The sequence below is a fragment of the Paraburkholderia edwinii genome, from assembly GCF_019428685.1.
GTDB lineage: Bacteria > Pseudomonadota > Gammaproteobacteria > Burkholderiales > Burkholderiaceae > Paraburkholderia > Paraburkholderia edwinii.
This window is the reverse complement of sequence record NZ_CP080096.1, coordinates 2,986,085-3,007,108: the sequence shown is the minus strand read 5'-3', so window position 1 is coordinate 3,007,108 and position 21,024 is coordinate 2,986,085. Positions and strand designations below refer to the sequence as shown.

The window sequence follows — 21,024 nt, the reverse complement described above, 5'->3', positions numbered from 1 at the left end:
ACATCTTCACGCTAGCCGCGCATAACCCGATTCGATGGCCTCGTTTTCGAGCTGCGTGATGTGCGCATAGTCATCCATCGAAAGCGTTGCAAAGCCCTTCAAACGCAGCCGACGCGCACGCTCAGGCCGCATCGCGAGCGCTTCTTTCAATGCGCTTCTCAACTCGGCAATCCGCTCAGCCGGCACCGCTTTCGATGCAATCAGCGGCAGCCCCGGCGACGCTTCAGTCCACTCGATTTGCTTGACGGCCTGCGCCAGCGCGGGCCGTTCGTCGCACACAAACGCCATCGTCACGCAGTCGATCGCGGCGAGATCCGCGCGGCGCTCGGCCACTGCCTGCAGCGAAGCGATATGGGAACCTGTCTGTAGCGACGAGCCGAAGAACCTGCCGCCGCGCGCTAGCGGCGCAACCGCGTGGCGCAACACATTGAAACCGCTGTTCGAGTCGGTCTGATTGAACGCAACGGTCGAACCGCGGAAGTTTTCGAGCGTAGCGAACGACGCATCGGCATGCGTGACGAGTGCGCTCGAATAATAAGGACCATCGCAGCCCGGCGCATCGAAGCAGGGCGTCGCAACGAGTTGCACGATGTCGCGCAGCTCATGCGTCAACGGATAACCGCACGTTTGCGAGAGCAGCAGATCATCGCGACGCCAGAGCGCGTCAAGACCGCTATCGCTTTCGACAATGCGCGCCGCCGGTTCGACGACGTGTAGCACGTCCGCAAGCCACTCGCGCCAGCACGCTTCGAGCGATGGCGAGACGTTGTACATCGGCAGCGCGGCAACCCACGGAACTGGATTCATGATGCGCCCGATTCTGTCACATGATCGGACGCTGCGCCAAACCCAAGCAACCGTACTACGCCATGCGGCGCCGCGGGACCGCGCAACGCGGCCGCGCGAGAGCCTGCATCACATCACCGTCATTCCACGTGATTCAATACATCGAGCGCCGCCTTGCACGCGCCCTGCAATTGCGCGCGCATCAGATCCTGCACACCTGGATCGTGGCTCACGATCGCATCGCGAATCCGCACCGACTGCTCGAACGACGACCGCATCCGCCCGCCGCGCGCCATCGCGATACGCCGTACGCGCCGCACCGGGCCGATCAGCGCGGCATGGCTTTCCTGCAGCGTGCGGTTATCGGCAATCGTCATCACGACCGTATAGAAGCGATCGAGCGCATCGACGTAACTGGCAGGATCGTCGCCGGAGACGGCCGTTTCCATCGCGGTGACCACGTCATCGAGCTGCGCGCGCCCGAGCGCGGTGATGCGGTCCGCGGCGAGTTGCACGGCAAGGCATTCAAGCGCCGAACGCACCGTATAGATCTCTTCGACGTCGCGCACACTGACTGAGCGCACGAATGCGCCGACGCGCGGCAGCATCGTGACAAGCCCTTCACGTTCGAGTTGCGCGAACGCTTCGCGCATCGGCGTGCGGCTCACATTCAACTGCTTCGCAACCTGTACTTCGGACAGGCGGCTGCCGGGCGCGAGCACGCCTTCGACAATCGCCTCGCGCAGCGCCGGCACGACGACGCCTTCGCTCAACGAGTCGCTCGTCGCGTGGATGGTGCGCATGCGCGCGTGGTACTTGCGGCCGATCGTATCGAGCGGCGGCGCGAGCGGCATGTCCTGATGCTGGCCTTTTTCGGCTTTTTTTGCGGTTCGCAATTGGAGCTCCCTTCTCCCGTCCGGTCTCCCGTAATAACCCCTTGCTGAGCATTCCGGTTGACACTGCAATATTCATTGAATACGCTGTATACAGATTATACAACATCGAATCCGCCCAAACCAGGATTCGAAAACAGGAACCGAACCAAGGAGAGCACGTGGAACACGTTTCTTTGCCGCAGCCCGTATTGATCGAAAAGTCCGGCGCGGTGCTCACGTTCACGCTGAACAACCCGGACGCCGCCAATGAAATTACCGGTCCGATGTTCGACGCGATGATTGCCGCCCTGCGCAGCGAGGCGATCGAGCCGACCGCGCGCGTGCTGCGGCTGCGCGCCGTGGGCAACGCGTTCTGCAAGGGTCGCGAACGCGCGGGTCGCGACGCGGTATCGATTCACGCGGAAGTCGCGCGGCTGATCGAACTGAAGAAGCTGGTGCGCAGTTCGTCGCTGATCAGCGTCGCCGAAGTGCAGGGCGACGCGTTCGGCTTCGGCTTCGGCCTTGCGATCCTGTGCGATTTCGCGATCGTGTCGAGCGCTGCGCGCCTTGCGTTCCCGGAAATGAAAGCAGGCCTGCCGCCGGCCGCGATCATGGCGTACCTCGGACGCTATGCGCTGCCCAAGCGCGTGTTCCCGATGGTGCTGTTCGGCGAACCGATGACGCCGGCCGTCGCGCTCGATGCGGGTCTGATCACGCAAATCGCCGAGCCCGATACGCTGAACAATGCAACGGACACGCTGATCGAACGAATCCTCGCCCTCAACGAAGCGGGCGCGCGCGATTGCAAGGCGTTTTTCCAGTCAGTCGAAGAGAATGCGCTTGAACAGAACTTCCGCTTCGCCGCCGAAACGCTAACCGTGACGACCATGCGGTTGTTGCAGAGCCGCTAAGGTAAAGCCGCTGATGTCGCAACGGCCCACGCGAGCCCTATTCAAGCTGAACGCAAGCCCAACGCATCAAGCGGTAAGCAACCTTTAACGCAAAACCCGACACACCCGCGGCAACCACACCCCGCCGCGCAAAACAACAACCGACCGGAAACTGGCTGGAGACGTACAACATGAACGTGAACGCAGGTGCAAGACTCGATCGGCTGCCGATGTCGGCGTTTCATCGCCGGATCATGTGGTTGATCGGCATCGGCATGTTTTTCGACGGCTTCGACATCTATGTCGCGTCCACGGTGCTTGGTGCGACGCTGAAATCAGGCTTCTCGACGCTCGCGCAAAACGCGCTGTTCGTGTCGCTGACGTTTCTCGGCATGATGATCGGCTCGCTCGTCACCGGCTTTCTCGGTGACCGCTTCGGGCGCCGCTTCACGTATCAGGTGAATCTCGCGATCTTCGGTATCGCGTCGCTCGGCGCCGCGATTTCGCCGACCATGAATCTGCTGATTGCGTGCCGCTTCCTGATGGGCGTAGGCCTCGGCGCGGAAAACGTGGTCGGCTATTCGACGCTTGCCGAGTTCGTGCCGCCGCGCAAGCGCGGCCGGCTGCAGGGGTTAATGGCGGTGTTCGTCGTGACCGGCCTGCCGATCGCGGGCCTGATCGGCCTGCTCGTGATTCCGGCCCTCGGCTGGCGCGCGATGTTCGTGCTCGGCGGCATCGGCGCGCTCGGCGTCTGGTACGCGCGCAAATCGCTGCCCGAGTCGCCGCGCTGGCTCGAATCCGCCGGCCGCGACAAGGAAGCCGAAGCGATCCTGCAACGCATTGAAGGCGAGGTCACGAAGGAGCAGGGCAAGCCTTTGCCGCAGCCGGCCATTGCAGCCGCGAAGCCCGCGCATGCGCAACAGCCGCTGAGCTTCGGGTCGCTGTTCGTCGGCACGATGCTGCAGCGGATGATTGTCGGCTGCGTGTGTCTGGTGGTGATCAACACGCTGCTATACGGCTTTGTCACGTGGCTGCCGACGTTCTTCGTGCACCAGGGCTTCAGCATCGCGAAGTCGTTCGGCTATGCGCTCGTGATGTCGATCGGCGCGCCCGTGGGTTCGGCGATTGGCGCGTTCACCGCCGATTCGTGGGGCCGTAAGAAGACCATCATCATCGCGTCGCTGCTGGCCATTCTGTTCGGCGCGATCTACCCGTTCGTCAGCAATCCGCTGCTGCTGCCGGTGGTCGGCCTGCTGTTGACGATCCCGATCTACGTGCTCGTCGCGCTGCTGTTCGCCGTGTACGTGCCCGAACTGTTCCCGACCGAGGTGCGTCTGCGCGCATCGGGCATCTGTAATACGCTGGGACGTGGCGCGACGATCGTGACGCCGTTTATCGTCGTCGCGCTGTTTGCGCAGCATGGTGTCGTCGGTGTGCTCGCGCTGATGATCGGCCTGCTCGCGGTCCAGATCGTGGTAGTCGCATGGCTCGGCGTCGAACCGACGGGCCAGCGCCTCGAAGACCTTCAACCGGGCGACGCGCTCGCGCACGACGGCGTCAACGCCGCCGCGCGGGTGTCGCCGCTCAAGTAACCGTCAAGCAACACGCAACCAGAACTCAAGAAACCTGAAACCGCACCGGAAAACCGCAAGGAAATCGCAATGGATGCAGTCAACAAGCAGCACCTCGAAGCCCAGCTTCTGATCGATGGCGAATGGACCGGCGCCGAAGGCGGCCGCACGATGGACATCGTGAACCCGGCAACGGGCGCGGTGATCGGCAGTCTGGCCGCAGCGTCGGAAGCCGATGTCGATCGCGCCGTGCGCGCCGGCAACGCCGCGTTCGAGCGCGGCGAATGGCGCGACATGCCGATCCAGCAGCGCTCGCGCATCATCAACAAATTCGCCGACCTGTTCGAAGCGGACCTCGAGAACTTCTACAAGCTCGAAACGCTGAACAACGGCCGCCCGATCTCCGAAACGCGCGCGCAGATTTCGCGCCTGCCGCAGTTCTATCGCTACTTCGCCGCGCTGTCGCTGACGCGCCGCAGCGACGTGATTCCGATCGAAGGGCCGTACCTGTGCTACACGCAGCGCGTGGCGCTCGGCGTCGTCGCGCTGATGACGTCGTTCAATCACCCGCTGATGATTCTGTCGAAGAGCCTCGCGCCGGCGCTGGCCACCGGAAATAGCGTCGTCATCAAGGCATCCGAACAAACCCCGCTGACCACGGTGCGCCTCGTGCGCCTGCTCGAAGAAGCGGGCGTGCCGAAGGGCGTGGTCAACGTCGTGAACGGCGAAGGCCGCGTGTGCGGCGCCGCGCTCGCGAAGCACGAACTGATCCGCAAGGTCGTGTTCACGGGCGGCACGGACGTAGGCCGCTCGATCGGCGAAGCGGCCGCGCGCACGTTCGCGCTGACCACGCTTGAACTGGGCGGCAAGGGCGCGGTGATCCTGTTCGACGATATGGATATCGAACGGGCTGTTAACGGCGCCGCATTTGCGTCATTTATCGGTGCGGGGCAGACCTGTGTGTGTGGTGCGCGCATTCTCGTGCAGGAAACGATGTATCAGCAATTCCTCGAGCGCTTCCGCACGAAGGCGGGCGGCATTCGCGTCGGCAACCCGGAAGACCCGAAGACGCAGCTTGGCCCGGTGATTTCCGACCGCTCGCGCCAGCGCATTCTCGCGATGCTTGCGCGCGCGGAACAGGACGGCGCGAAGCTTTTGACGGGCGGCAAGATTCCATCGCATCTGTCGCAAGGCTTCTTCCTCGAGCCGACGGTGCTGTACGACGTCGATCCGCGCTGCGAGATCGGTCAGGACGAAGTGTTCGGCCCGGTTACTGTAGTGATGCCGTTCAAGGACGAAGCCGACGCGATTCGCATCGCCAACGACACGCAGTTTGGTCTCGCCGCATCGGTGTGGACGATCGATGTCGCGCGCGCGCATCGTGTGGCGAGCAAGCTCGAGTTCGGTATGGTGTGGGTCAACGACCATCACCGTCTCGACCCGGCATCGCCGTGGGGCGGCTTCAAGAACAGCGGCGTGGGTCGCGAAACCGGTATCGAGTCGTTCGACCAGTTCACCGAGCCGCGCGCGGTGACGATCAACACGACGGGCAAGACGGTCGACTGGTACGCGGACGACGGTCAGTTGAAGCGTCTGAACTGAAGACGCTGACGCCGTAGCGCAAGCTTCGGTTGAAGTGGCCGGCGCCGCGTGGTCGAAGCGGCGCCGGTTTGCTTGAGCGCGTGCACCGGGTGCACGATCGGTTTTGCCGCGTACGACGTGAGCCAGTCGCCATAGCCGCTCACGAGAAAACCGCCGTTGCGATGCAGGTATGCCGCGCGGCGCTCGCGATAGATGCCACGCAACGCAAACCACGGCAGCCCCGGCAGATCATGATGTACCGCGTGGTAGTTGTTATTCAGAAACAGCAACCGCCAGAACCATGCCGCCTCGTTGATGACCGAGCGGTGCTCATACGCATCCGCGCTGCGATGTTCGTGAAATGAGCGAACCGCATTCAACGCCAATGCGGGATAACCGGCGCCGACAATAAAGAGCCACGGTGAAATGCCGCACTCGCGTGCGAGCCACACAGTCAACGCGGTGAGCGCCGCGCCATGCGCGAGCCACGCGGGCACGTCGCTGAAATCGCGCTGCAGGAGTTTGCGCGATGCGTCGCTTGCGGTTGCGGCGAGCGAAAACGCGGGCCCGAGCAACAGGCGGCCGATAAACGTATTGCGCGCCGTCAACAACGTGCGCAGCATCGGACCCGCACGATCCCACGCGGCACGACTCACGAAATAGCTTTCCGGATCGTGCTCGGGGCGCGTCAAGTGCGGATCGTCGTGGTGCCGCAAGTGCAGGTCGCGATACACGCGGTACGGAAACCACACCGCGAGCGGCATAAACCCGATCAGGCCGTTGATCAACGGCGAACGCGTCGGATGCCCATGCAGCAGTTCATGCTGCAACGACAGATACCACGCGCCGAATAGCGCGAGCAACGCGATCGTGACGGGCATACCGAGCACGCGCGCGTGCGTCGCGACACCGAACCATCCCGCGTAAATCGCCACGATGACGAGCCAGGTCGGCCATTCGCTGCGCCACGTCAGGCTGGCACGGCGGTGTAGTAAAGCTTGACGCTGACTGTCATCGAGATAAAAAGCCATCGGCGGGTCCGGTCGTTGATACGCCGGGCTGAAGGCCCCGACGTCGATCGAACCCGATCCTACCGGCCGGTTACGCGCGGTGAAACCAATTTGTCACGCAAAGCTTCGCTGAAAAAACGCTTAAGCAGAGGGCTCAACCGTGTTTCGCGAGCTTGCATTCATGATCGAGCAACGGTTCGGCCGTGCCGCTGCCGTCCTCGATATTCAGCGCGCTATTGACGATCAGCCAGCCATCCTTCGTGGTCCGCCCTGCGCCCGTGACGAGTATGGTCTGCTCGGACATCTGCGCGGAATCCGGATGATCGCGCGCGACGACACGGAACGGATTGTTCTCGCCCTCGAGGTTCGGCACGCGCATCACCCGATAACGCTGCTTGTCGAGTGTCGCGGGATGCCACTGGTAAAGCACCTGGTCGTGATACGGCGCAAGCGCGGCGACGATATCTTCGCGCATGCAATCGATATGAATATGCAACTGCTGTTGCGAGCGCCGGAATTGCGAATTGATCTCGAGCCCGAGCTGATCGGCCTGCAATTGAATCTTCGCCCGTTCATCGACGTAATGCCGCGCATTCCAGGCGTCGACCCAGTAATCGGGCGCGTCGGGCTGCAGAATCAGCGGGCTTTCGATACCGGTCACGCGGTCGGTCGGGATCAGCAGATACTGCGTGTCGCCGACAATATCCTTGAGGATCGCAAAGCGTTTCTGCAAATTGACGTCCGTGCATACGCCGGGTTTGCCGGTCGATTGCTCGGGCGGCACGCACTGTTCACTGACGATCTGCCATAGTGCATTCGGGTTGCTGGCCGCCAGCGACGCGCAGCCGCCGACAATCACGGCCAGCGAAAAGACCAGTGTTTTTCGCAAGAAGAGGAGCATGGAAAAGACTCATCGGTAGTTAAATTATGGGTGGCGCGAGCGCGCCGAGAACCTGTTCGAATGCGCTACCGATCGCAAGGAGGCGCCGGTCGCTGCCGACCGGGCCATCGAGTTCGATGCCTACAGGCAAGCCGTCCGCGGTTCGTCCCGCGGGCAGCGACAGACCGGGCAGCCCCGCATTGGCGGAAGGGTCTGTATTGCGCAGATAGGCGGTCATCGTATCGAGCATCTGGCCGTGCAGCGATACAACCGACGAGCCGCGAATATCGTCGAGCGGCGTGGCGGGAAGAATCGTGGTTGGAAACATCAACGCATCGACGCGCTCATTCGCGAATGTCGTGGCGTAAAGCTGCTGCAACTGCGGCCGCCATGTGGTGAGCGCGGACTGATAAAGCGGCGCGAACGGGTCCGCGAGAATCGCGGCGAAAATCTCGCGCACGTCGGGGCTCGCAATCGAAAGCGCCAATTCCTCGACCGTCTGCACCGGCGCGTCGTTCGCAACAAGCCATGCGCGCACATCGGCGAGTGTTTCGTGGGCCGTGATCGGCGTCGTACGGTCGTTGAGCGGCATCAGCTCGCTCATCCCGAGTTCGACGAACAGGACGCCCGCGGCTTCGAGCTTGCGCTGCGCGCCGCGCGCGACCGCTTCAATCGACGCATCGAGGCCGTCCCACAGCGGCGCGGGCAAGCCGATACGCAAGCCGGCCAGTGTGACTGAGGGCTGCGCGGTATCGCCGGTAATGACCGCATCGAGCAGCGCGGCGTCGGCCACCGTGCGCGCGATCGGGCCGGCCGTATCGCGTGTGTGGCTCAACGGCAGCAGCGCTTGCGGATCGTGATAGCGGCGTTCCGCGCCGCCGTTGCCGACCGATGGCCGGAAGCCGACGCATCCGGTCAATGCGGCCGGAATGCGGTTCGATCCGCTCGTGTCGGTGCCGATGCCCGCCGGCGCGATGCGTGCGGCCACCGCGACCGCATTGCCGCCCGACGAGCCGCCTGGAATCAGGCCTGGGTCGTATGGATTGCGCACGGGCCCCGGCGCCGCGAAATTCGTGCTCGTGATGCCGCATGCGAGCTCGTGCATGTTCGCTTTTCCGAGCAGCACTGCGCCCGCATCGAGCAGGCGCTGGACTGAAGGCGCGTTGGTTTTCGGTTTGAAGTCGGCGAGTGCGGGCGTGGCGCCGGCGGTTTGCAGATCTGCCGTGTTGATATTGTCCTTTACGACCACCGGCAGGCCCGCGAGCGGCAGACGCGCCTTCTCGTCGGGCGCTAACGCGTCGATGCGCTGCGCGGCCGCAAGCGCGCCTTCCATATTGAGCGCGGTCAACGCATTGAGGCTCGACAGGGCCGCCGCGCGCGCGAGCAGCGTCGCGACGTAATCGGTCGCGCGCAGCTTGCCCGCCTGGATCGCCGCGACTGCTTCGCAAGCGGTGAGTGCCAGCTGTTCGTCGACAGTCCATGCCATGCGGTGTTTCCTCCCGGTCGGACGCGCGTAGGCTGACCCGCGCCGGAGCGGACGGGCCGCGTGGCACGGGGCGGGCGCAAAGCGGGCGCAACACTGCGCCTTTATTTCTTCATGAAACGCAGGGCGAGCCGCGCGAGCCACGGCATCAGCGTCGGGCGCAGCAGACGCCCATCATAGCCGCTCATGCGCTGGTCGTTTTCGACGAGGCATAGCTCGAGAAGTTGCCGCGCGTCGAGCGCGGCGCCGATCGACGCGCTGTTCGCGGCGAGGAAATTCGAGTCGTGCATCACGCCGTCAGCGTCCATGCCCTTTGCCATGCCCACCCGGTCCCACACCAGTTTGACCCAGATCGCGGCGACGCGCAGCGAGTGCCACGGGCGACGCCACCACGGCATCCTGCGCCGGTACCACGCGACCCAGTTGATAAAGAAAAGGATGTGGCGCGCTTCTTCCTGAATGACAGGCTCGAACGTTTCGACGAGCGACTCGGGGAAGTAGCCCGATTGCTGGGCTGAACGGAACAGGCCGAAGGCGAAGAAACTGTCGATGCATTCGCTGTAGCCCGTAAACATCCACGCCCATTCGGCGTCGCGCGGCGCCGGATATTCAGGCTCGGGCGCGAGCTCGATGCCATAGGCCGCGACGAGGCGAGATAGCACGTGCTTATGACGCGCTTCTTCGGCGGCGTCCATTTCGATCGCTTCGCGCAGAAGCGGGTCGTTGAGCGTGGCGGCGTAGGTGGCTACGCGAATCGATGCGCGGCCTTCGGTTTGTACGGCGATGTCCCAGATCGGCAGCGAAGTGAGGCGCTTCAGTGCGTCGGGCGCGAGCGGTGGCCAGTCGAGTACGGCAGGTTTATACGGGTTATGGGTTTCCAGCAACATGCGGCAGTACATCTGCTTGTGGGCCTCGGAGCCGATCCGCATGCGGGCCTGGTCCCGGAATGTCCAGTTTCGCAGCGCGTAGTCTTCGGCGGCAGCATCTGTCAGGGTATCGGACATGGCAAATTTATTTAACGCATCTTACGTATGACATATGTCACCCTATTTTGTCACAACACACTGGAATGCCGCTTGCGCTGGCGCGTGAGGCGCGGCTGACGGACTTCGCGACGCATCGCGCGCGGCACGTTCGAAGGTCTTTGCGGCCGGAATGAAAGCGCTGGCCCCGCCGGAAGCGGACAGGATTTCAGTGCGTGTTTGCGCGTGTATCGTATGAACCGCTGATCGGGTGCCGCACGGCTATTGATGGTCGTCGACCCACAGCCGGCCCCAGCGGAATGCGTAGGCGAGCGCATGTTCTTCGTCGAAGAAGTAGTCGAGGGCGTCGAACGAATACGCGTGCCCCGGCTCGGCCGCGCTTTTCTCGATGGTCAGGTTGGCCGCGAACAGCCCGTTCGGCAGGCGCTGCGCGGCGGGCGCGACCTGGTAACCCTTGTAGCGAATCAGTCGGTTCATTTTGCTCTTGCGTCCGGCGTTTTATTGGTCCGGTTTGACGCGACTATCGGTCGCCAATGCGCGCACGTCTGTGGGCTGGCACACGGTTTCGCCGACGCTTTGTGCGTATGGCCGCATTGCTTTGCGGCATGGCTCGGTGGACGGCCTACTGTGTGACGGATGGACGCAACACATGGACGCAACATGTGGGCGTGTGAACGCGATGTATCGATGCCCATCCCGCTTGCCCCGCGGGCGCGCGTCAGTCGGCCAGCGCGAAGATCCCCGCGGCGCTGGCGTGCGCCGGGCCGCTGCCGGCCACGCCGTTATCTCCGGCCAGCGCCTGCCCCCCGAATGCGAGCGCGAACTGGGCGGCCTGGCGGCCGACCGTGGCGAGCTGTTCCGCGACCTTCGGATCCGAGCAGTGCCCGTCGTTGTCGAAACGTGTTTCGAGCGTATTGATGCCGGCGCCGAACGGCGTCGGCCAGCCGCGCAGCGCGTGCACGATCGAGCGCAGCGAGGTGAGCACCGAGCCCGCGGCCTGCCATCCGTACGCGGTGACGATGCAGCCGGCCGCGCGGCCGTCGAGATACGGACGCGCGTCGTCGCGCAGGTCTTCGAGCGTATCGAGCGCGTTCTTCACGAGGCCCGATACCCCGCCGTGATAGCCGGGCGTGGCGATGATCAGCGCGTCGGCATGGCGCACGGCTTCGATCAGTTCGAGCTGCTCGTCGGTGCGCTCGTCGTTTTCAGGCGCATAGTGCGGCAGCCGATGCAGGAACGCGCCGCCGAACAGACGCGTCTGCGTACCGGCGTCTTGCGCGCCGCGTAGCGCGATGGCAAGCGCGCGCTCAGTCGACGATGCGGCGCGTGTCGTGCCGCCGATGCCGACCACGAGCGGCACGCGGGAATGCTCGAAACGGTTCAACTAAAGACTCCTTGCTCGGTGACGGTGGCCGCGATGACCGCATCGCATGCAGCGCGAACGATTACGCGCGCAGATAGACGATAGGCAATACAAGCGGCCAGAATCGCTATCTTAGAGTTCGATGCGTGCGGCGCGAACCGACTTTTCGTTCTAACGATATACCGAACAAGGCTTGTTTGCACAAAGGCCAGCGGACGTGCCGCTCCGCACAGGTTGCTGTTTGCTGTTGCGGAGCGGCGGTGTGAAGTTCAACACGCTTGAGCTTTGCGGATGAAGCGCCTGTCGTTCAAGCGGGCTAGTGAGAAGACCGCTGCCGACAGGGATCAATGCGGCGCCGGGTGCGGCACAGTTGAGGCGTGCGCGCCGGCCATATCGTCATGCATCGATGGGATTGCTTCGGATAACGGATAGGCGGTTCCGCTCCACGGCGCGAGGCCGTTTTCCCACTTCGCGATGACCGCCGACGCGATGCTGTTGCCGACCACGTTCGTGGTTGTGCGGCCCATATCGATGAACTGGTCGATCGCAAGCAGCAGCACGACGCCTTCGACCGGCAGCCCGAACAGCGGCAAGGTCGCAGCAATGACGACGATCGCCGCGCGCGGCACGCCGGCCACGCCCTTGCTCGTCAGCATCATCACCAGCAGCATCCAGAACTGTTGGCCGAACGACAGGTGAATGTTGTACGCCTGCGCGATAAAGAGCGCGGCGAACGCCTGATACATCATCGAACCGTCCAGATTGAACGAGTACGCAAGCGGCAGCACGAAGTTGCTGATACGCGGCTTGACGCCGAAGCGCGTGAGCTGCTCGATGGTTTTCGGGTAAGCGGCTTCGCTGCTCGCCGTGCAGAACGCGATGATCATCGGCTCGCGAATCAGCTTCATCAGTGCGAAGACCGGTTTGCCGAGCACGCCGTAGCCGGCCGCGAGCAGCACGCACCATAACACCATCATGCTGAAATAGACCGCGCCGATAAACTTGCCATACGTGACAAGCATGCCGAGCCCTTGCACAGTGATGACAGCGGCCACCGCGCCGAACACGCCGAGCGGCGCGAACCACATCACGTAACCGGTAATTCTGAGCATGATCGAGAACAGCCCCTCGATCGACGACAGCAGCGCGGGCGGCAGCCGGTCTTTCATCGAGCCCATCGCGATGCCGAAAAACACCGAGAACACGAGGATCGGCAGAATCTCGTTGTTCGCCATCGCTTCGATAATGCTCGACGGCACGATGTGCGTAATGAAGTTGTGCAGATTGAACGCAGCGGTGCTGACGCCCGCCGCGCCGGCGGCCGGCACATGCAGGCTCATGGCGTGCCCGAGATCGAAGGCGTTGGCGAGCACCATGCCGATCAATAGCGACGTGAACGACGCGCAGACAAACCAGCCGAGCGCCTTCAGGCCCGCACGGCCGACCACTTTCGGGTCGCCGATCGCGGCCAGCCCAGAAATGATGCCGCTGAATACGAGCGGCGCGATCACCATCTTGATGAGCCGTAGAAAGATATCCGTAATCAACGAGAAATTGCTGGCCATTTCCTTCGCCGCAGCGGGCGAATCGGCCGATTGATGGCATACGTAGCCCGCCGCGACACCAAGCAGCATGCCGATAACGATGACCAGCCCCAGTCTGTTCTGTTTCACGCTTTGTCTCCCGCGCATGGATGCGCATTGAAATTGACTTATGCGTTACGGGCGGCGCGCCGGTTTTTGCGGTCTTGCGGGGCGTGCCGCAGCCGTATCTTCATCGACCAAAATTCAATGCGCCGCATCGGATGACGGTGCGGTACAGCGAGTGAAGCCGCGTTTGGCGTCACGAAGCCGACATCGAAGCGATGGGATGTGCGCCTGGTTGTGTGGCTGGTTGTGTGGCTGGTTGAGCGCTTGGTTGAGCGGCCGGCAGCGGCTCGAAGCCATACGCGTAGCGCACGCAGCGCCGCGCGAGCAGCGCGGTTGCATCGAGCACGGGCCGCGTGAGATCGCCGTCGGCCAGCACGAGCGGGACTTCGGAGCAGGCCGCGATAACCATATCCGCGCCCGCGTCGATCAAGCCTTCGCCATAGGTGCGCATCGCAGCGCGCACGGCGTTGGAACGGTCGCCGCGTTTGACCCGGTACAGCAAGGCCATCAGGCTTTCCTGGTCAGCAGCGTCAAGAACGACCGTGCGGCGACCGGCGCGGGTGAAAGCGTTTTGATAGAGAAGTGCATGGACACACCCGCTCGTCGCAAGCAGACCGAAGCGCGTTGCGTCGGGGAAGGCCTGTTCGCAGGCCGCGCGGGTTTCCTCGATCATGCTGACGAAGGGCACGCTAACCGCCGCGCGAATGTCGGCCTCGAACGCATGCGCGGTATTGCAGGGCATCACCAGAAAATCGGCGCCGGCGCGCTCGAGGCCGGCGGCCATCCCGGCGAGCACCGCGCCCGGCGACGCGCCGCGGCCCATGATCGCCTCGCTGCGGTCCGGCACTTTCGGGTTCGAATCGATATGCACGCGCAGATGGTCCTGCTCGCATTCGGCAGGCGTCGCGGCAGTGAGCTTCATGAGAAAGTCGGCGGTCGCCTGCGGCCCCATGCCGCCCAGCACGCCGATCACCAGCCCCGCCGAAGGTGCGCCATTGCCCATGACGATTCCCGATCGTAGAAGGTATGGCGTCGATAATAGTTTTCAGCGCCGTAATGTTCCAGATCCATTTGCGGCGCTGATGTTTGTCACCGATGTTTGCCACACCTGTAAGCCTTGCGATTTGCATACTTTGGGCACGCGGCTGACCGTTTTATGCAAAAATTCTGCCCTTGCCGGCGGCCGCGATGAAGAAAAATGAAAGGCTCGCCGGATGACCATGGGGAAACCCGCCATATCCAAAGCCGCATGCGAATCGCGTGCAAATTAAATAGGCGACAAGGAGTAGACAGTTGATTCAGCGCATCTCGCAGTTTTTCACGCAGGTCGTGCACCGCGTGCTTCCTGACCCTTTGATTTTCGCCATCTTCCTGACCATCGCGACCTTCGCGCTCGCGTTCGGTCTCACGCCGAAGCCGCCCGTCGAACTGATTTCACTATGGGGCGCGGGCTTCTGGAATCTGCTCGCGTTCTCGATGCAGATGGCGATGATTCTCGTCACCGGCCATGCGCTCGCGAGCTCGGGCCCCGTCAAGCGGATGCTGGTCGCGCTCGCGAACTCGGCGCGCACGCCGGGGCAGGCCGTGATGCTCGTCGCCTTCGTCGGCGCGGTTGCGTGCGCAATCAATTGGGGCTTCGGGCTCGTGCTCGGCGCGATGCTCTCGCGTGAAGTCGCGCGGCGCGTGAAGGGCACCGACTATCGGCTGCTCGTCGCGTGCGCGTATATGGGCTTTCTGACGTGGCACGGTGGCCTGTCCGGCTCGGTGCCGCTCGTCGCGGCGACCAAGGGCAATCCGATGGAGAAGACCATTGGCCTGATCCCGGTGTCGCATACGATTTTCACCGGCTATAACGCGTTCATCACGTTCGGCCTGATCGTGCTGCTGCCGATTCTCGCGCGTTTGATGATGCCGAAGCCGCAGGATGTGGTCGCGGTCGATCCGGCGCTGCTCGAAGAACCGCCGACCGTCGAACGCAAGCTGCCCGCGAATGCGACGCTCGCCGAACGGCTCGAGGAAAGCCGCTTCCTCGCCATTCTCGTCGCGCTGGTCTGCTACGGCTTCCTCGTCGTGCGTACGGTGACGAAGGGCTTCACGCTCGATATCGATACGGTGAACCTCGTGTTCCTCGCAACCGGCATGCTGCTGCACAAGACGCCGATGGCGTATGCGCGCGCGGTAGCCGCGGCGGCGCGCGGCGCATCGGGCATCATGATCCAGTTCCCGTTCTACGCCGGCATTCAGGCGCTGATGGATCACTCGGGACTCGCTGGCGTAATCACGAAATGGTTTGTCGATATCGCGAACGTGCACACGTTCCCGCTGCTCGCGTTCCTGAGTTCGGCCGTGATCAACTTTGCGGTGCCTAGCGGCGGCGGTCACTGGGTCGTGCAGGGTCCGTTCGTGATGCCGGCCGCGCAGGCGCTCGGTGCGGATCTCGGCAAGTCGGCCATGGCGATTGCGTACGGCGAAGCGTGGACCAATATGGCGCAGCCATTCTGGGCGCTGCCGGCGCTCGCGATCGCGGGTCTTGGCGTACGCGACATCATGGGCTATTGCGTGACGGCGCTGCTGTTTTCAGGCGTTATTTTTGTCGCCGGAATGTATCTGTTCTAAGCCTCCAACGTTTCAAGGCATTCAAATGGCCGAAGGGCGCGTGCAACAGTCAATTGCACGCGCCCTCAAACCAACCTCCATCTACCGGCTTTGTTACGCGTTAGCGTTTTCGGCCGATCGTCTCCTCGCTTTGTCTTTCTGCCTGGTCTCCTCGCCTTATTTCGTGCGCCGTTCGGCAAGCACTCGCGCCACGTCTTCCTTGAGCAGATAGACCGACACCGCGAGCAGCACGACATCCTTCATCAGGAACGGCACATTGCCGACCATCGCGGGGAAGCCGCCGGCCGATGCGGCCCAGCCGTCAGGCATGAATGGAATGATCGTCACAGTGCCGACGAAGGTCGCGATCGAGCCGAGTGCGCCGAGCACACCGATGCGCTTGTTCCAGAAGCCGATAAACAGCAGCGCGCCGAAGAACCACTCGGATACGCCGAGAAACCAGCTGGCGCCGCGAATGCCGAACACCGGGTACAGCCAGAAAATCAGCGGTCCGTGGCTGATATACGGAATGAGCACTTGCGCTTCATATTGGAACCATTTCTGGTACCCGAAAAAAGCGAAGATCAGCACCATCGATGCGCGGACGACGTGATACGTGAAGTCCTGTTTCATCAGGCCGGTTCGGGCCAGATTGTTGATCAGTGTGTTCATGTGTATTCCTCTTTGCGTTGTTCAAAAACTTAATGGTGGCTATACAGGTTGCCGAACTGCGGGCGCTCGCTCGATACCGCGCCGCCGCCACCTGAAACCGCGGGCGCACCGGTAGCGGAGCTGCCGGCAACCGAGCCGCCGTACGCGCTATTGGCAGCGGCTTTGGCGGCCGCGCGATTTGCGACATAGACGGTGGCCGCATCCGGCTGCGCGTCCGGGTAGTGCACCTTGCTGGTCGGATACGTCCCGTTCTGTTCGGCCTGGATCAGCTCGGCGCGCACCTGAGCGCGAGTAAGCGGCGCGATATCAGCTGCATGAGCAGCGAAAGGAGCGATGACGAGCGATGCGACGATAAGAGCGCGATTCAGATGTTTCATGGCTAACACCTCTAGAAAAGTTTCCGTCGGCGACGGCATGGGCTGAACTTTAGGGGCGCGCACTGGCGGCGTGAATGGCGCGGCGGCTCATGAAACTGCTCAATCGGATCACGGCCCGGCGGCGGCGCCTGCGCGCGTCGAGGTTCGGCATTGCGAAGCGAAACGCCACGGGGTGCGTCGCACCGGGCGGAATATTCGGGGCGCGCCATGCGTTAGGTGGAAATCGATCGTTTCCGACAACAGACGGAGGCCACACCGATGGACGAACTCGACCCGCAAGTGGTGGCATTGCTCGAACAGATGAGGCAACAGGTAGCCGCACAACCCGCGTCGGCGGTACCGTCGACCTTTGCGGAACGTGTTGCCGCCGCGCGCGCACGAAGCGCGCGCCACACGCCGGCGCGCGGAATGCCGGAAGGGGTGGCGAAGGTGGTGGATCGAACTTTGCCGGGGCCCGGCGGCGCGATTCCCGTGCGTATCTACGATCCACGCGGCGATCGTGCGGGCGGCACGGATGCTGCCGCGGGTAATGGGGCGATCTCCCGCGCGCCCGCGTTGCTCTACTATCACGGCGGTGGCTTCGTCTCCGGCAATCTCGAGAGTCACGACGTGTTGATGCGCGCGTTCGCGAATCGCGCGCAGTGTGTCGTGATTGCGGTCGACTACCGGCTCGCTCCCGAGCACCCGTACCCGGCTGCAACGGACGACGCGTGGGCTGCATTGCAATGGGTCGCCGTGCATGCCGTTGAAATCGATGTCGATGCCACGCGTCTCGCGGTCGGCGGCGATAGCGCGGGCGGTCTGCTGGCGGCGCTCGTCGCGCAACGCGCGCGGGCGAGCGGCATGTCGTTGCGTCTGCAACTACTGCTTTATCCGAACACCGATGCGACGATGTCTCGACCGTCATGGCAGACGTTCGGCACGCCTGCCTTTCTCGTCGACCGCAATGATATGAAAGAGCGCTACGATGCGTGGCTGCCGTCGGGAATCGACCGTGCGTCGCCCGACGTTTCGCCGCTGTTCGCGACCGATCTGACCGGTCTCGCGCCGGTGACGATCGTCACCGCCGATCACGATCCGCTGTGCGACGAAGGCAATGAATACGCGGCGAAACTGCGTGCGGCGAAAGTTGAAGTTGAACATGTCTGCTGGCAGGGGATGATCCACGGCTTCGCGTCGTTTGCCGGCGCGCTCGATGCGGGGAAGGCGTTGATCGAGCGGTCGGCAGCGGCGCTGCGCGAGGCGTTTTCATCAAAACGTCGTGATTAATTGATTGATTAATGCCGTTGAAGTTAAAAGCGGGCGTGGCTGATTCGACTTCCGGATGAGGCCACTGCTCGCGAATCGGTGTTGTCGTTTGCACCGCAGCTTGCCGCGGGTTGGTGCGATTTTGTCGTGGTTTTGTCGCAGTTTGTATTAGGCAGTGCCTACACAGCGCGTGGCACGGGACCGACGCACCGCGCAAAGCAAAAGATAACCATACGGAGACAGCAAATGAACATCGATTTCCACTACGGGGTGGTCTACATCACGACACGGCTCGGCGGGTTGTCCCCAAAGGACGCACAGACTGTCGCGCACGCGTGCCAGTACATCGACGACGCAACGACACCGGGGCTGCTGCGGTTCGCCGGCGGCGAGCAATTCGAGCGCTTTGCATCGGCACACAAGCTGTTCGACTACGTGAACACGCAAGACGATTTGAACCGGCTCGTCTGGACGCCGTTTCATTTTTTGCCTGCGGGCGTCGGCAAAACGCTCGAGCAACGCGCGATCTGCCGTCCCGACAGCGACGTCGCGCGTGAACTCGTGAGGCACGCGCTCGAACGCCGCGGCGCCGACAATGCGCTGCACCGGCTTGGCACGACGCTGCACACCTACGTCGATACGTGGGCACACCAGGGCTTCTCGGGCATCGAATCGGACTACAACAAGGTGTCGCACCTCGAAGCGGACGATTGCACACGCGAAGACTGGCTCGAACGGATCGAGCGTTACACCGAACACCTGATCGACAAACTGCAGTCCGATGTGCTGACGCGTGCGCTGCCGCTCGGTCATGGCGCTGCGCTGACTTACCCGGACCTGCCGTGGGCGAAATGGCATTACGTGAACGGCAAGAACGAAGCCGTGCACCGCGATAACCTGCCGCAATTCATGGAGGCCGCGGACATGGCATGCCGCGTCGTGCAGGCGTGGGTTGCGCCGCAGGCCGCCGATTTCGCCGGTCAGCCAGGCCTGTCGGCCGCCGCGAAAACGGCGCTGCAGCAATTGCTCGCGAACAACACCGACCGGGATGAAATGAAGCGCCTTGAAGTCATTCGCGATGCGGTGCTGGCCGGCTCGATTCCTGGCATTCAGGAAACCATACCGGACTACGTCGCAAAAGGCCCGGGCTCGTGGAAGCACATCGCGACGGGCATCAAGGTAAGGGACGACGGCAAGGTGCAGCCGAAATACTCGAAGACCTTCGAAAGCAGCGACTATCGCAAGTTTCACGACGCGGTGAAGGAGCAGCGCTTTGCAATCGTGCAGGAGATTCTGCCGGCGCGTGGGTTGAGGCTTGCGTAATTTAGACGGCTTTTCCGGCTCAAGAGCGGCGCACCCAATGTCGGGCGCGCCATTTTTTTGCTCGTTTCCCTAGTGGAAACCATATGTTGCCGGAATTTTATTCATGGCAACATATGTTTCATATCGCGTGTGCCGCGAACCATCTGTTGTCCGCCGTCATTCGACACGCGAATGCGAACCGTATGAGCGTGCGCAATCGTACGGGGCAACACAAAGGGGAAAACGATGAAACGTTCGTCGCTGCTGGCGCTCGCCGCGCTCGCTCTGCTCTCGACCGGCGCCCGCGCCGACGACACCGCGTCGACGCTTTCAAAGGTGCAGAGCGTCAACCTGATCGCGATCGGCCATCGCGAGACGTCGATTCCGTTTTCGTACATGGACGCGAATAACGACGTGATCGGTTTTTCGCAAGACATCTGCAACAAGGTGATCGACGCGGTCAAGACAAAGACGAAACGTCCCGACATGCGCGTGCGCTTTATTCCGGTGACCTCGCAAAACCGCATGTCGCTCGTGCAGAACGGCACTGTCGACCTCGAATGCGGCGTCACGACGAACCTGACATCGCGGCAAAATCAGGTCGCGTTTTCCGATACATTTTTCGTGGCGACCACTCGCCTCCTGACGCGCAAAGACTCCGGCATCAAGGACTTTCCCGATCTCGCCGGCAAGGTGGTGGTGACCAATCAGGGCACGACGTCCGAGCGCATTCTCCGCAAGATGAACGAGGAGAAGAAAATGAATATGCAGATCGTTAGCGCGAAGGACTACGGCGAAGGCCGCGCGATGCTCGAAACGGGCCGCGCGGTGGCGTACATGATGGACGACGTGCTGCTCGCCGGCACGCGCTCGCTAACGTCGAAACCGTCCGACTGGGTGATCGTCGGCACGCCGCAATCGTCGGAGGCGTACGGCTTTATGATGCGCAAGGACGACCCCGAATTCCGCAAGCTCGTCGACGATACGATGACGCAGATCATGAAAAGCGGCGAGATCAAAACGATGTACGACAAATGGTTTATGAAACCGGTGCCGCCGAAAGGGATCAACTTCGATTTCCCGATGAGCCAGACGATGGAGAAGCTTTACGCGAACCCTAACGACAAGGCGTTCGAATGAATAAAGGCGCGCCACCGGACGGTGGCGCGCAGCGTTTGCTTCTAACGCTTACTCACTCGTGGAACGGCAGCGAGTCCTGGCCTTCCGCGCGCATCTCGAACACATTGAGCGTCATCGCAACCAGCGCGTAGTAACCAAGCAGGCCGACAAGATTAACGACGACCGTATGGCCGAAGCGGTCGGCCGCCTGTTTATAGGTAGCATCCGACACGCGCTTTGCTTGGTACAGTTCGGTGGCGAACCGGTAGATCAGCTTGTCGTCTTCATCGGCGAACTTCGGTTCGAGACCGATGCGAATCGCCTCGGCGACGTCGGCCGGCAGGCCCGCCTGCATGGCGATCGGATAGTGGATGTACCACTCGGCCTGCGCCTGCCAGCGCGCGGCCGTGACAAGAATCGCCAATTCCGACAGGCGTAGCGGCAAGCCAGTCTGATACCGGCAGAACGCCCCCAGACGCTGCGCATGCTGCGCGAGCTCCGGGCTGAAAATCCAGCCGAGAAACGGGCCGTTGAGATTGCCGCGCGGGCCGCTCAGGATGTCCTGGAGAACCGCCTTCTGTTCGTCGGTGGCCGTGGCGGCCTGGAATTGCGGAAGTCTTTGGCTCATGGTCGGGTCGAA

General features: G+C 62.7%; 21 protein-coding genes. 8 read left to right on the top strand and 13 right to left on the bottom strand.

Annotated features, from left to right (window positions below):
- Positions 1-6: 6 nt before the first annotated feature.
- Entirely contained in the window at positions 7-807 is an 801-nt protein-coding gene (locus KZJ38_RS34780; RefSeq protein ID WP_219801542.1) for a phosphate/phosphite/phosphonate ABC transporter substrate-binding protein, read from the bottom strand.
- Between the two features lie 119 nt (positions 808-926).
- On the bottom strand, positions 927-1,682 hold the full coding sequence (locus tag KZJ38_RS34775) for a GntR family transcriptional regulator (RefSeq protein ID WP_246641924.1): 756 nt from the start codon (positions 1,680-1,682) through the stop codon (positions 927-929).
- Positions 1,683-1,840: 158 nt separating this feature from the next.
- Between KZJ38_RS34775 and KZJ38_RS34770 the strand changes: the two genes are divergently transcribed.
- The 3 genes from KZJ38_RS34770 (at position 1,841) to KZJ38_RS34760 (ending at position 5,724) form a co-directional block, all read left to right on the top strand.
- A complete protein-coding gene (locus tag KZJ38_RS34770) occupies positions 1,841-2,572 on the top strand; it encodes an enoyl-CoA hydratase/isomerase family protein (protein ID WP_219801541.1) in 732 nt (243 codons plus the stop codon).
- Positions 2,573-2,742: 170 nt separating this feature from the next.
- Entirely contained in the window at positions 2,743-4,143 is a 1,401-nt protein-coding gene (locus KZJ38_RS34765; RefSeq protein WP_219801540.1) for an MFS transporter, read from the top strand.
- Between the two features lie 69 nt (positions 4,144-4,212).
- On the top strand, positions 4,213-5,724 hold the full coding sequence (locus tag KZJ38_RS34760) for an aldehyde dehydrogenase (protein ID WP_219801539.1): 1,512 nt from the start codon (positions 4,213-4,215) through the stop codon (positions 5,722-5,724).
- On the opposite strand, the gene KZJ38_RS34755 is transcribed toward KZJ38_RS34760, so the two are convergent.
- The 8 genes from KZJ38_RS34755 to cuyB all read right to left on the bottom strand — a co-directional run bounded on the left by KZJ38_RS34755 (position 5,703) and on the right by cuyB (position 14,074).
- Positions 5,703-6,734, bottom strand: coding sequence for a fatty acid desaturase (locus KZJ38_RS34755; RefSeq protein ID WP_219801538.1), 1,032 nt, complete (start codon positions 6,732-6,734; stop codon positions 5,703-5,705). The genes KZJ38_RS34760 and KZJ38_RS34755 overlap by 22 nt on opposite strands.
- A gap of 133 nt (positions 6,735-6,867) precedes the next feature.
- On the bottom strand, positions 6,868-7,614 hold the full coding sequence (locus tag KZJ38_RS34750) for a CDP-diacylglycerol diphosphatase (RefSeq protein WP_219801537.1): 747 nt from the start codon (positions 7,612-7,614) through the stop codon (positions 6,868-6,870).
- A gap of 19 nt (positions 7,615-7,633) precedes the next feature.
- Positions 7,634-9,079 (bottom strand): indoleacetamide hydrolase, encoded by a 1,446-nt coding sequence (gene iaaH, locus KZJ38_RS34745; protein ID WP_219801536.1) that lies wholly within the window; start codon positions 9,077-9,079, stop codon positions 7,634-7,636.
- A 101-nt stretch (positions 9,080-9,180) separates the two neighbouring features.
- The gene (locus tag KZJ38_RS34740) at positions 9,181-10,080 is read right to left on the bottom strand and encodes a ferritin-like domain-containing protein (RefSeq protein ID WP_219801535.1); all 900 of its coding nucleotides are present in this window, start codon (positions 10,078-10,080) and stop codon (positions 9,181-9,183) included.
- Between the two features lie 240 nt (positions 10,081-10,320).
- Positions 10,321-10,536 (bottom strand): transcriptional regulator, encoded by a 216-nt coding sequence (locus tag KZJ38_RS34735; protein WP_219801534.1) that lies wholly within the window; start codon positions 10,534-10,536, stop codon positions 10,321-10,323.
- 241 nt (positions 10,537-10,777) lie between these two features.
- Positions 10,778-11,443 (bottom strand): NADPH-dependent FMN reductase, encoded by a 666-nt coding sequence (locus KZJ38_RS34730; protein ID WP_219801533.1) that lies wholly within the window; start codon positions 11,441-11,443, stop codon positions 10,778-10,780.
- Positions 11,444-11,766: 323 nt separating this feature from the next.
- A complete protein-coding gene (locus KZJ38_RS34725; RefSeq protein WP_246641923.1) occupies positions 11,767-13,095 on the bottom strand; it encodes a dicarboxylate/amino acid:cation symporter in 1,329 nt (442 codons plus the stop codon).
- A 169-nt stretch (positions 13,096-13,264) separates the two neighbouring features.
- Positions 13,265-14,074, bottom strand: coding sequence for a cysteate racemase (cuyB, locus tag KZJ38_RS34720; RefSeq protein WP_219801531.1), 810 nt, complete (start codon positions 14,072-14,074; stop codon positions 13,265-13,267).
- On the opposite strand from cuyB, the gene KZJ38_RS34715 reads away from it, so the two are divergent.
- Entirely contained in the window at positions 14,073-14,273 is a 201-nt protein-coding gene (locus tag KZJ38_RS34715) for a hypothetical protein (RefSeq protein ID WP_219801530.1), read from the top strand. The genes cuyB and KZJ38_RS34715 overlap by 2 nt on opposite strands.
- Positions 14,274-14,364: 91 nt before the next feature.
- Positions 14,365-15,687 (top strand): TIGR00366 family protein, encoded by a 1,323-nt coding sequence (locus KZJ38_RS34710; RefSeq protein ID WP_219801529.1) that lies wholly within the window; start codon positions 14,365-14,367, stop codon positions 15,685-15,687.
- Positions 15,688-15,843: 156 nt separating this feature from the next.
- Here the strand turns inward: KZJ38_RS34710 and KZJ38_RS34705 are convergent, their stop codons facing one another.
- Both KZJ38_RS34705 and KZJ38_RS34700 read right to left on the bottom strand, forming a co-directional pair.
- Complete coding sequence (locus KZJ38_RS34705; RefSeq protein WP_219801528.1) at positions 15,844-16,338, bottom strand: YkgB family protein; 495 nt, start codon at positions 16,336-16,338, stop codon at positions 15,844-15,846.
- A gap of 29 nt (positions 16,339-16,367) precedes the next feature.
- On the bottom strand, positions 16,368-16,715 hold the full coding sequence (locus KZJ38_RS34700) for a DUF4148 domain-containing protein (protein ID WP_219801527.1): 348 nt from the start codon (positions 16,713-16,715) through the stop codon (positions 16,368-16,370).
- Between the two features lie 258 nt (positions 16,716-16,973).
- Here KZJ38_RS34700 and KZJ38_RS34695 point away from each other — a divergent pair, with 258 nt between their 5' ends.
- From KZJ38_RS34695 to KZJ38_RS34685, 3 genes are all read left to right on the top strand, one after another.
- Positions 16,974-17,984: an alpha/beta hydrolase gene (locus KZJ38_RS34695; RefSeq protein WP_219801526.1), complete on the top strand. Its 1,011-nt coding sequence runs from the start codon at positions 16,974-16,976 to the stop codon at positions 17,982-17,984.
- Positions 17,985-18,209: 225 nt separating this feature from the next.
- Positions 18,210-19,286 (top strand): DUF6765 family protein, encoded by a 1,077-nt coding sequence (locus KZJ38_RS34690; protein WP_219801525.1) that lies wholly within the window; start codon positions 18,210-18,212, stop codon positions 19,284-19,286.
- Between the two features lie 225 nt (positions 19,287-19,511).
- The gene (locus KZJ38_RS34685) at positions 19,512-20,405 is read left to right on the top strand and encodes a glutamate/aspartate ABC transporter substrate-binding protein (RefSeq protein WP_219801524.1); all 894 of its coding nucleotides are present in this window, start codon (positions 19,512-19,514) and stop codon (positions 20,403-20,405) included.
- 52 nt (positions 20,406-20,457) lie between these two features.
- On the opposite strand, the gene KZJ38_RS34680 is transcribed toward KZJ38_RS34685, so the two are convergent.
- Positions 20,458-21,012 carry a carboxymuconolactone decarboxylase family protein gene (locus KZJ38_RS34680; RefSeq protein WP_219801523.1) on the bottom strand — a complete coding sequence of 185 codons (555 nt, stop codon included), beginning with the start codon at positions 21,010-21,012 and terminating at the stop codon, positions 20,458-20,460.
- Positions 21,013-21,024: the final 12 nt, after the last annotated feature.

Coding starts and splice junctions, on each gene's coding strand:
- KZJ38_RS34740 (WP_219801535.1), bottom strand. CDS start 10,080: ATGTCCGATACCCTGACAGATGCTGCCGCCGAAGACTACGCGCTGCGA.
- KZJ38_RS34680 (WP_219801523.1), bottom strand. CDS start 21,012: ATGAGCCAAAGACTTCCGCAATTCCAGGCCGCCACGGCCACCGACGAA.
- KZJ38_RS34765 (WP_219801540.1), top strand. CDS start 2,743: ATGAACGTGAACGCAGGTGCAAGACTCGATCGGCTGCCGATGTCGGCG.
- KZJ38_RS34755 (WP_219801538.1), bottom strand. CDS start 6,734: ATGGCTTTTTATCTCGATGACAGTCAGCGTCAAGCTTTACTACACCGC.
- KZJ38_RS34750 (WP_219801537.1), bottom strand. CDS start 7,614: ATGCTCCTCTTCTTGCGAAAAACACTGGTCTTTTCGCTGGCCGTGATT.
- KZJ38_RS34690 (WP_219801525.1), top strand. CDS start 18,210: ATGAACATCGATTTCCACTACGGGGTGGTCTACATCACGACACGGCTC.
- iaaH (WP_219801536.1), bottom strand. CDS start 9,079: ATGGCATGGACTGTCGACGAACAGCTGGCACTCACCGCTTGCGAAGCA.
- KZJ38_RS34780 (WP_219801542.1), bottom strand. CDS start 807: ATGAATCCAGTTCCGTGGGTTGCCGCGCTGCCGATGTACAACGTCTCG.
- KZJ38_RS34705 (WP_219801528.1), bottom strand. CDS start 16,338: ATGAACACACTGATCAACAATCTGGCCCGAACCGGCCTGATGAAACAG.
- KZJ38_RS34735 (WP_219801534.1), bottom strand. CDS start 10,536: ATGAACCGACTGATTCGCTACAAGGGTTACCAGGTCGCGCCCGCCGCG.
- KZJ38_RS34685 (WP_219801524.1), top strand. CDS start 19,512: ATGAAACGTTCGTCGCTGCTGGCGCTCGCCGCGCTCGCTCTGCTCTCG.
- cuyB (WP_219801531.1), bottom strand. CDS start 14,074: ATGGGCAATGGCGCACCTTCGGCGGGGCTGGTGATCGGCGTGCTGGGC.
- KZJ38_RS34695 (WP_219801526.1), top strand. CDS start 16,974: ATGGACGAACTCGACCCGCAAGTGGTGGCATTGCTCGAACAGATGAGG.
- KZJ38_RS34700 (WP_219801527.1), bottom strand. CDS start 16,715: ATGAAACATCTGAATCGCGCTCTTATCGTCGCATCGCTCGTCATCGCT.
- KZJ38_RS34760 (WP_219801539.1), top strand. CDS start 4,213: ATGGATGCAGTCAACAAGCAGCACCTCGAAGCCCAGCTTCTGATCGAT.
- KZJ38_RS34715 (WP_219801530.1), top strand. CDS start 14,073: ATGACGATTCCCGATCGTAGAAGGTATGGCGTCGATAATAGTTTTCAG.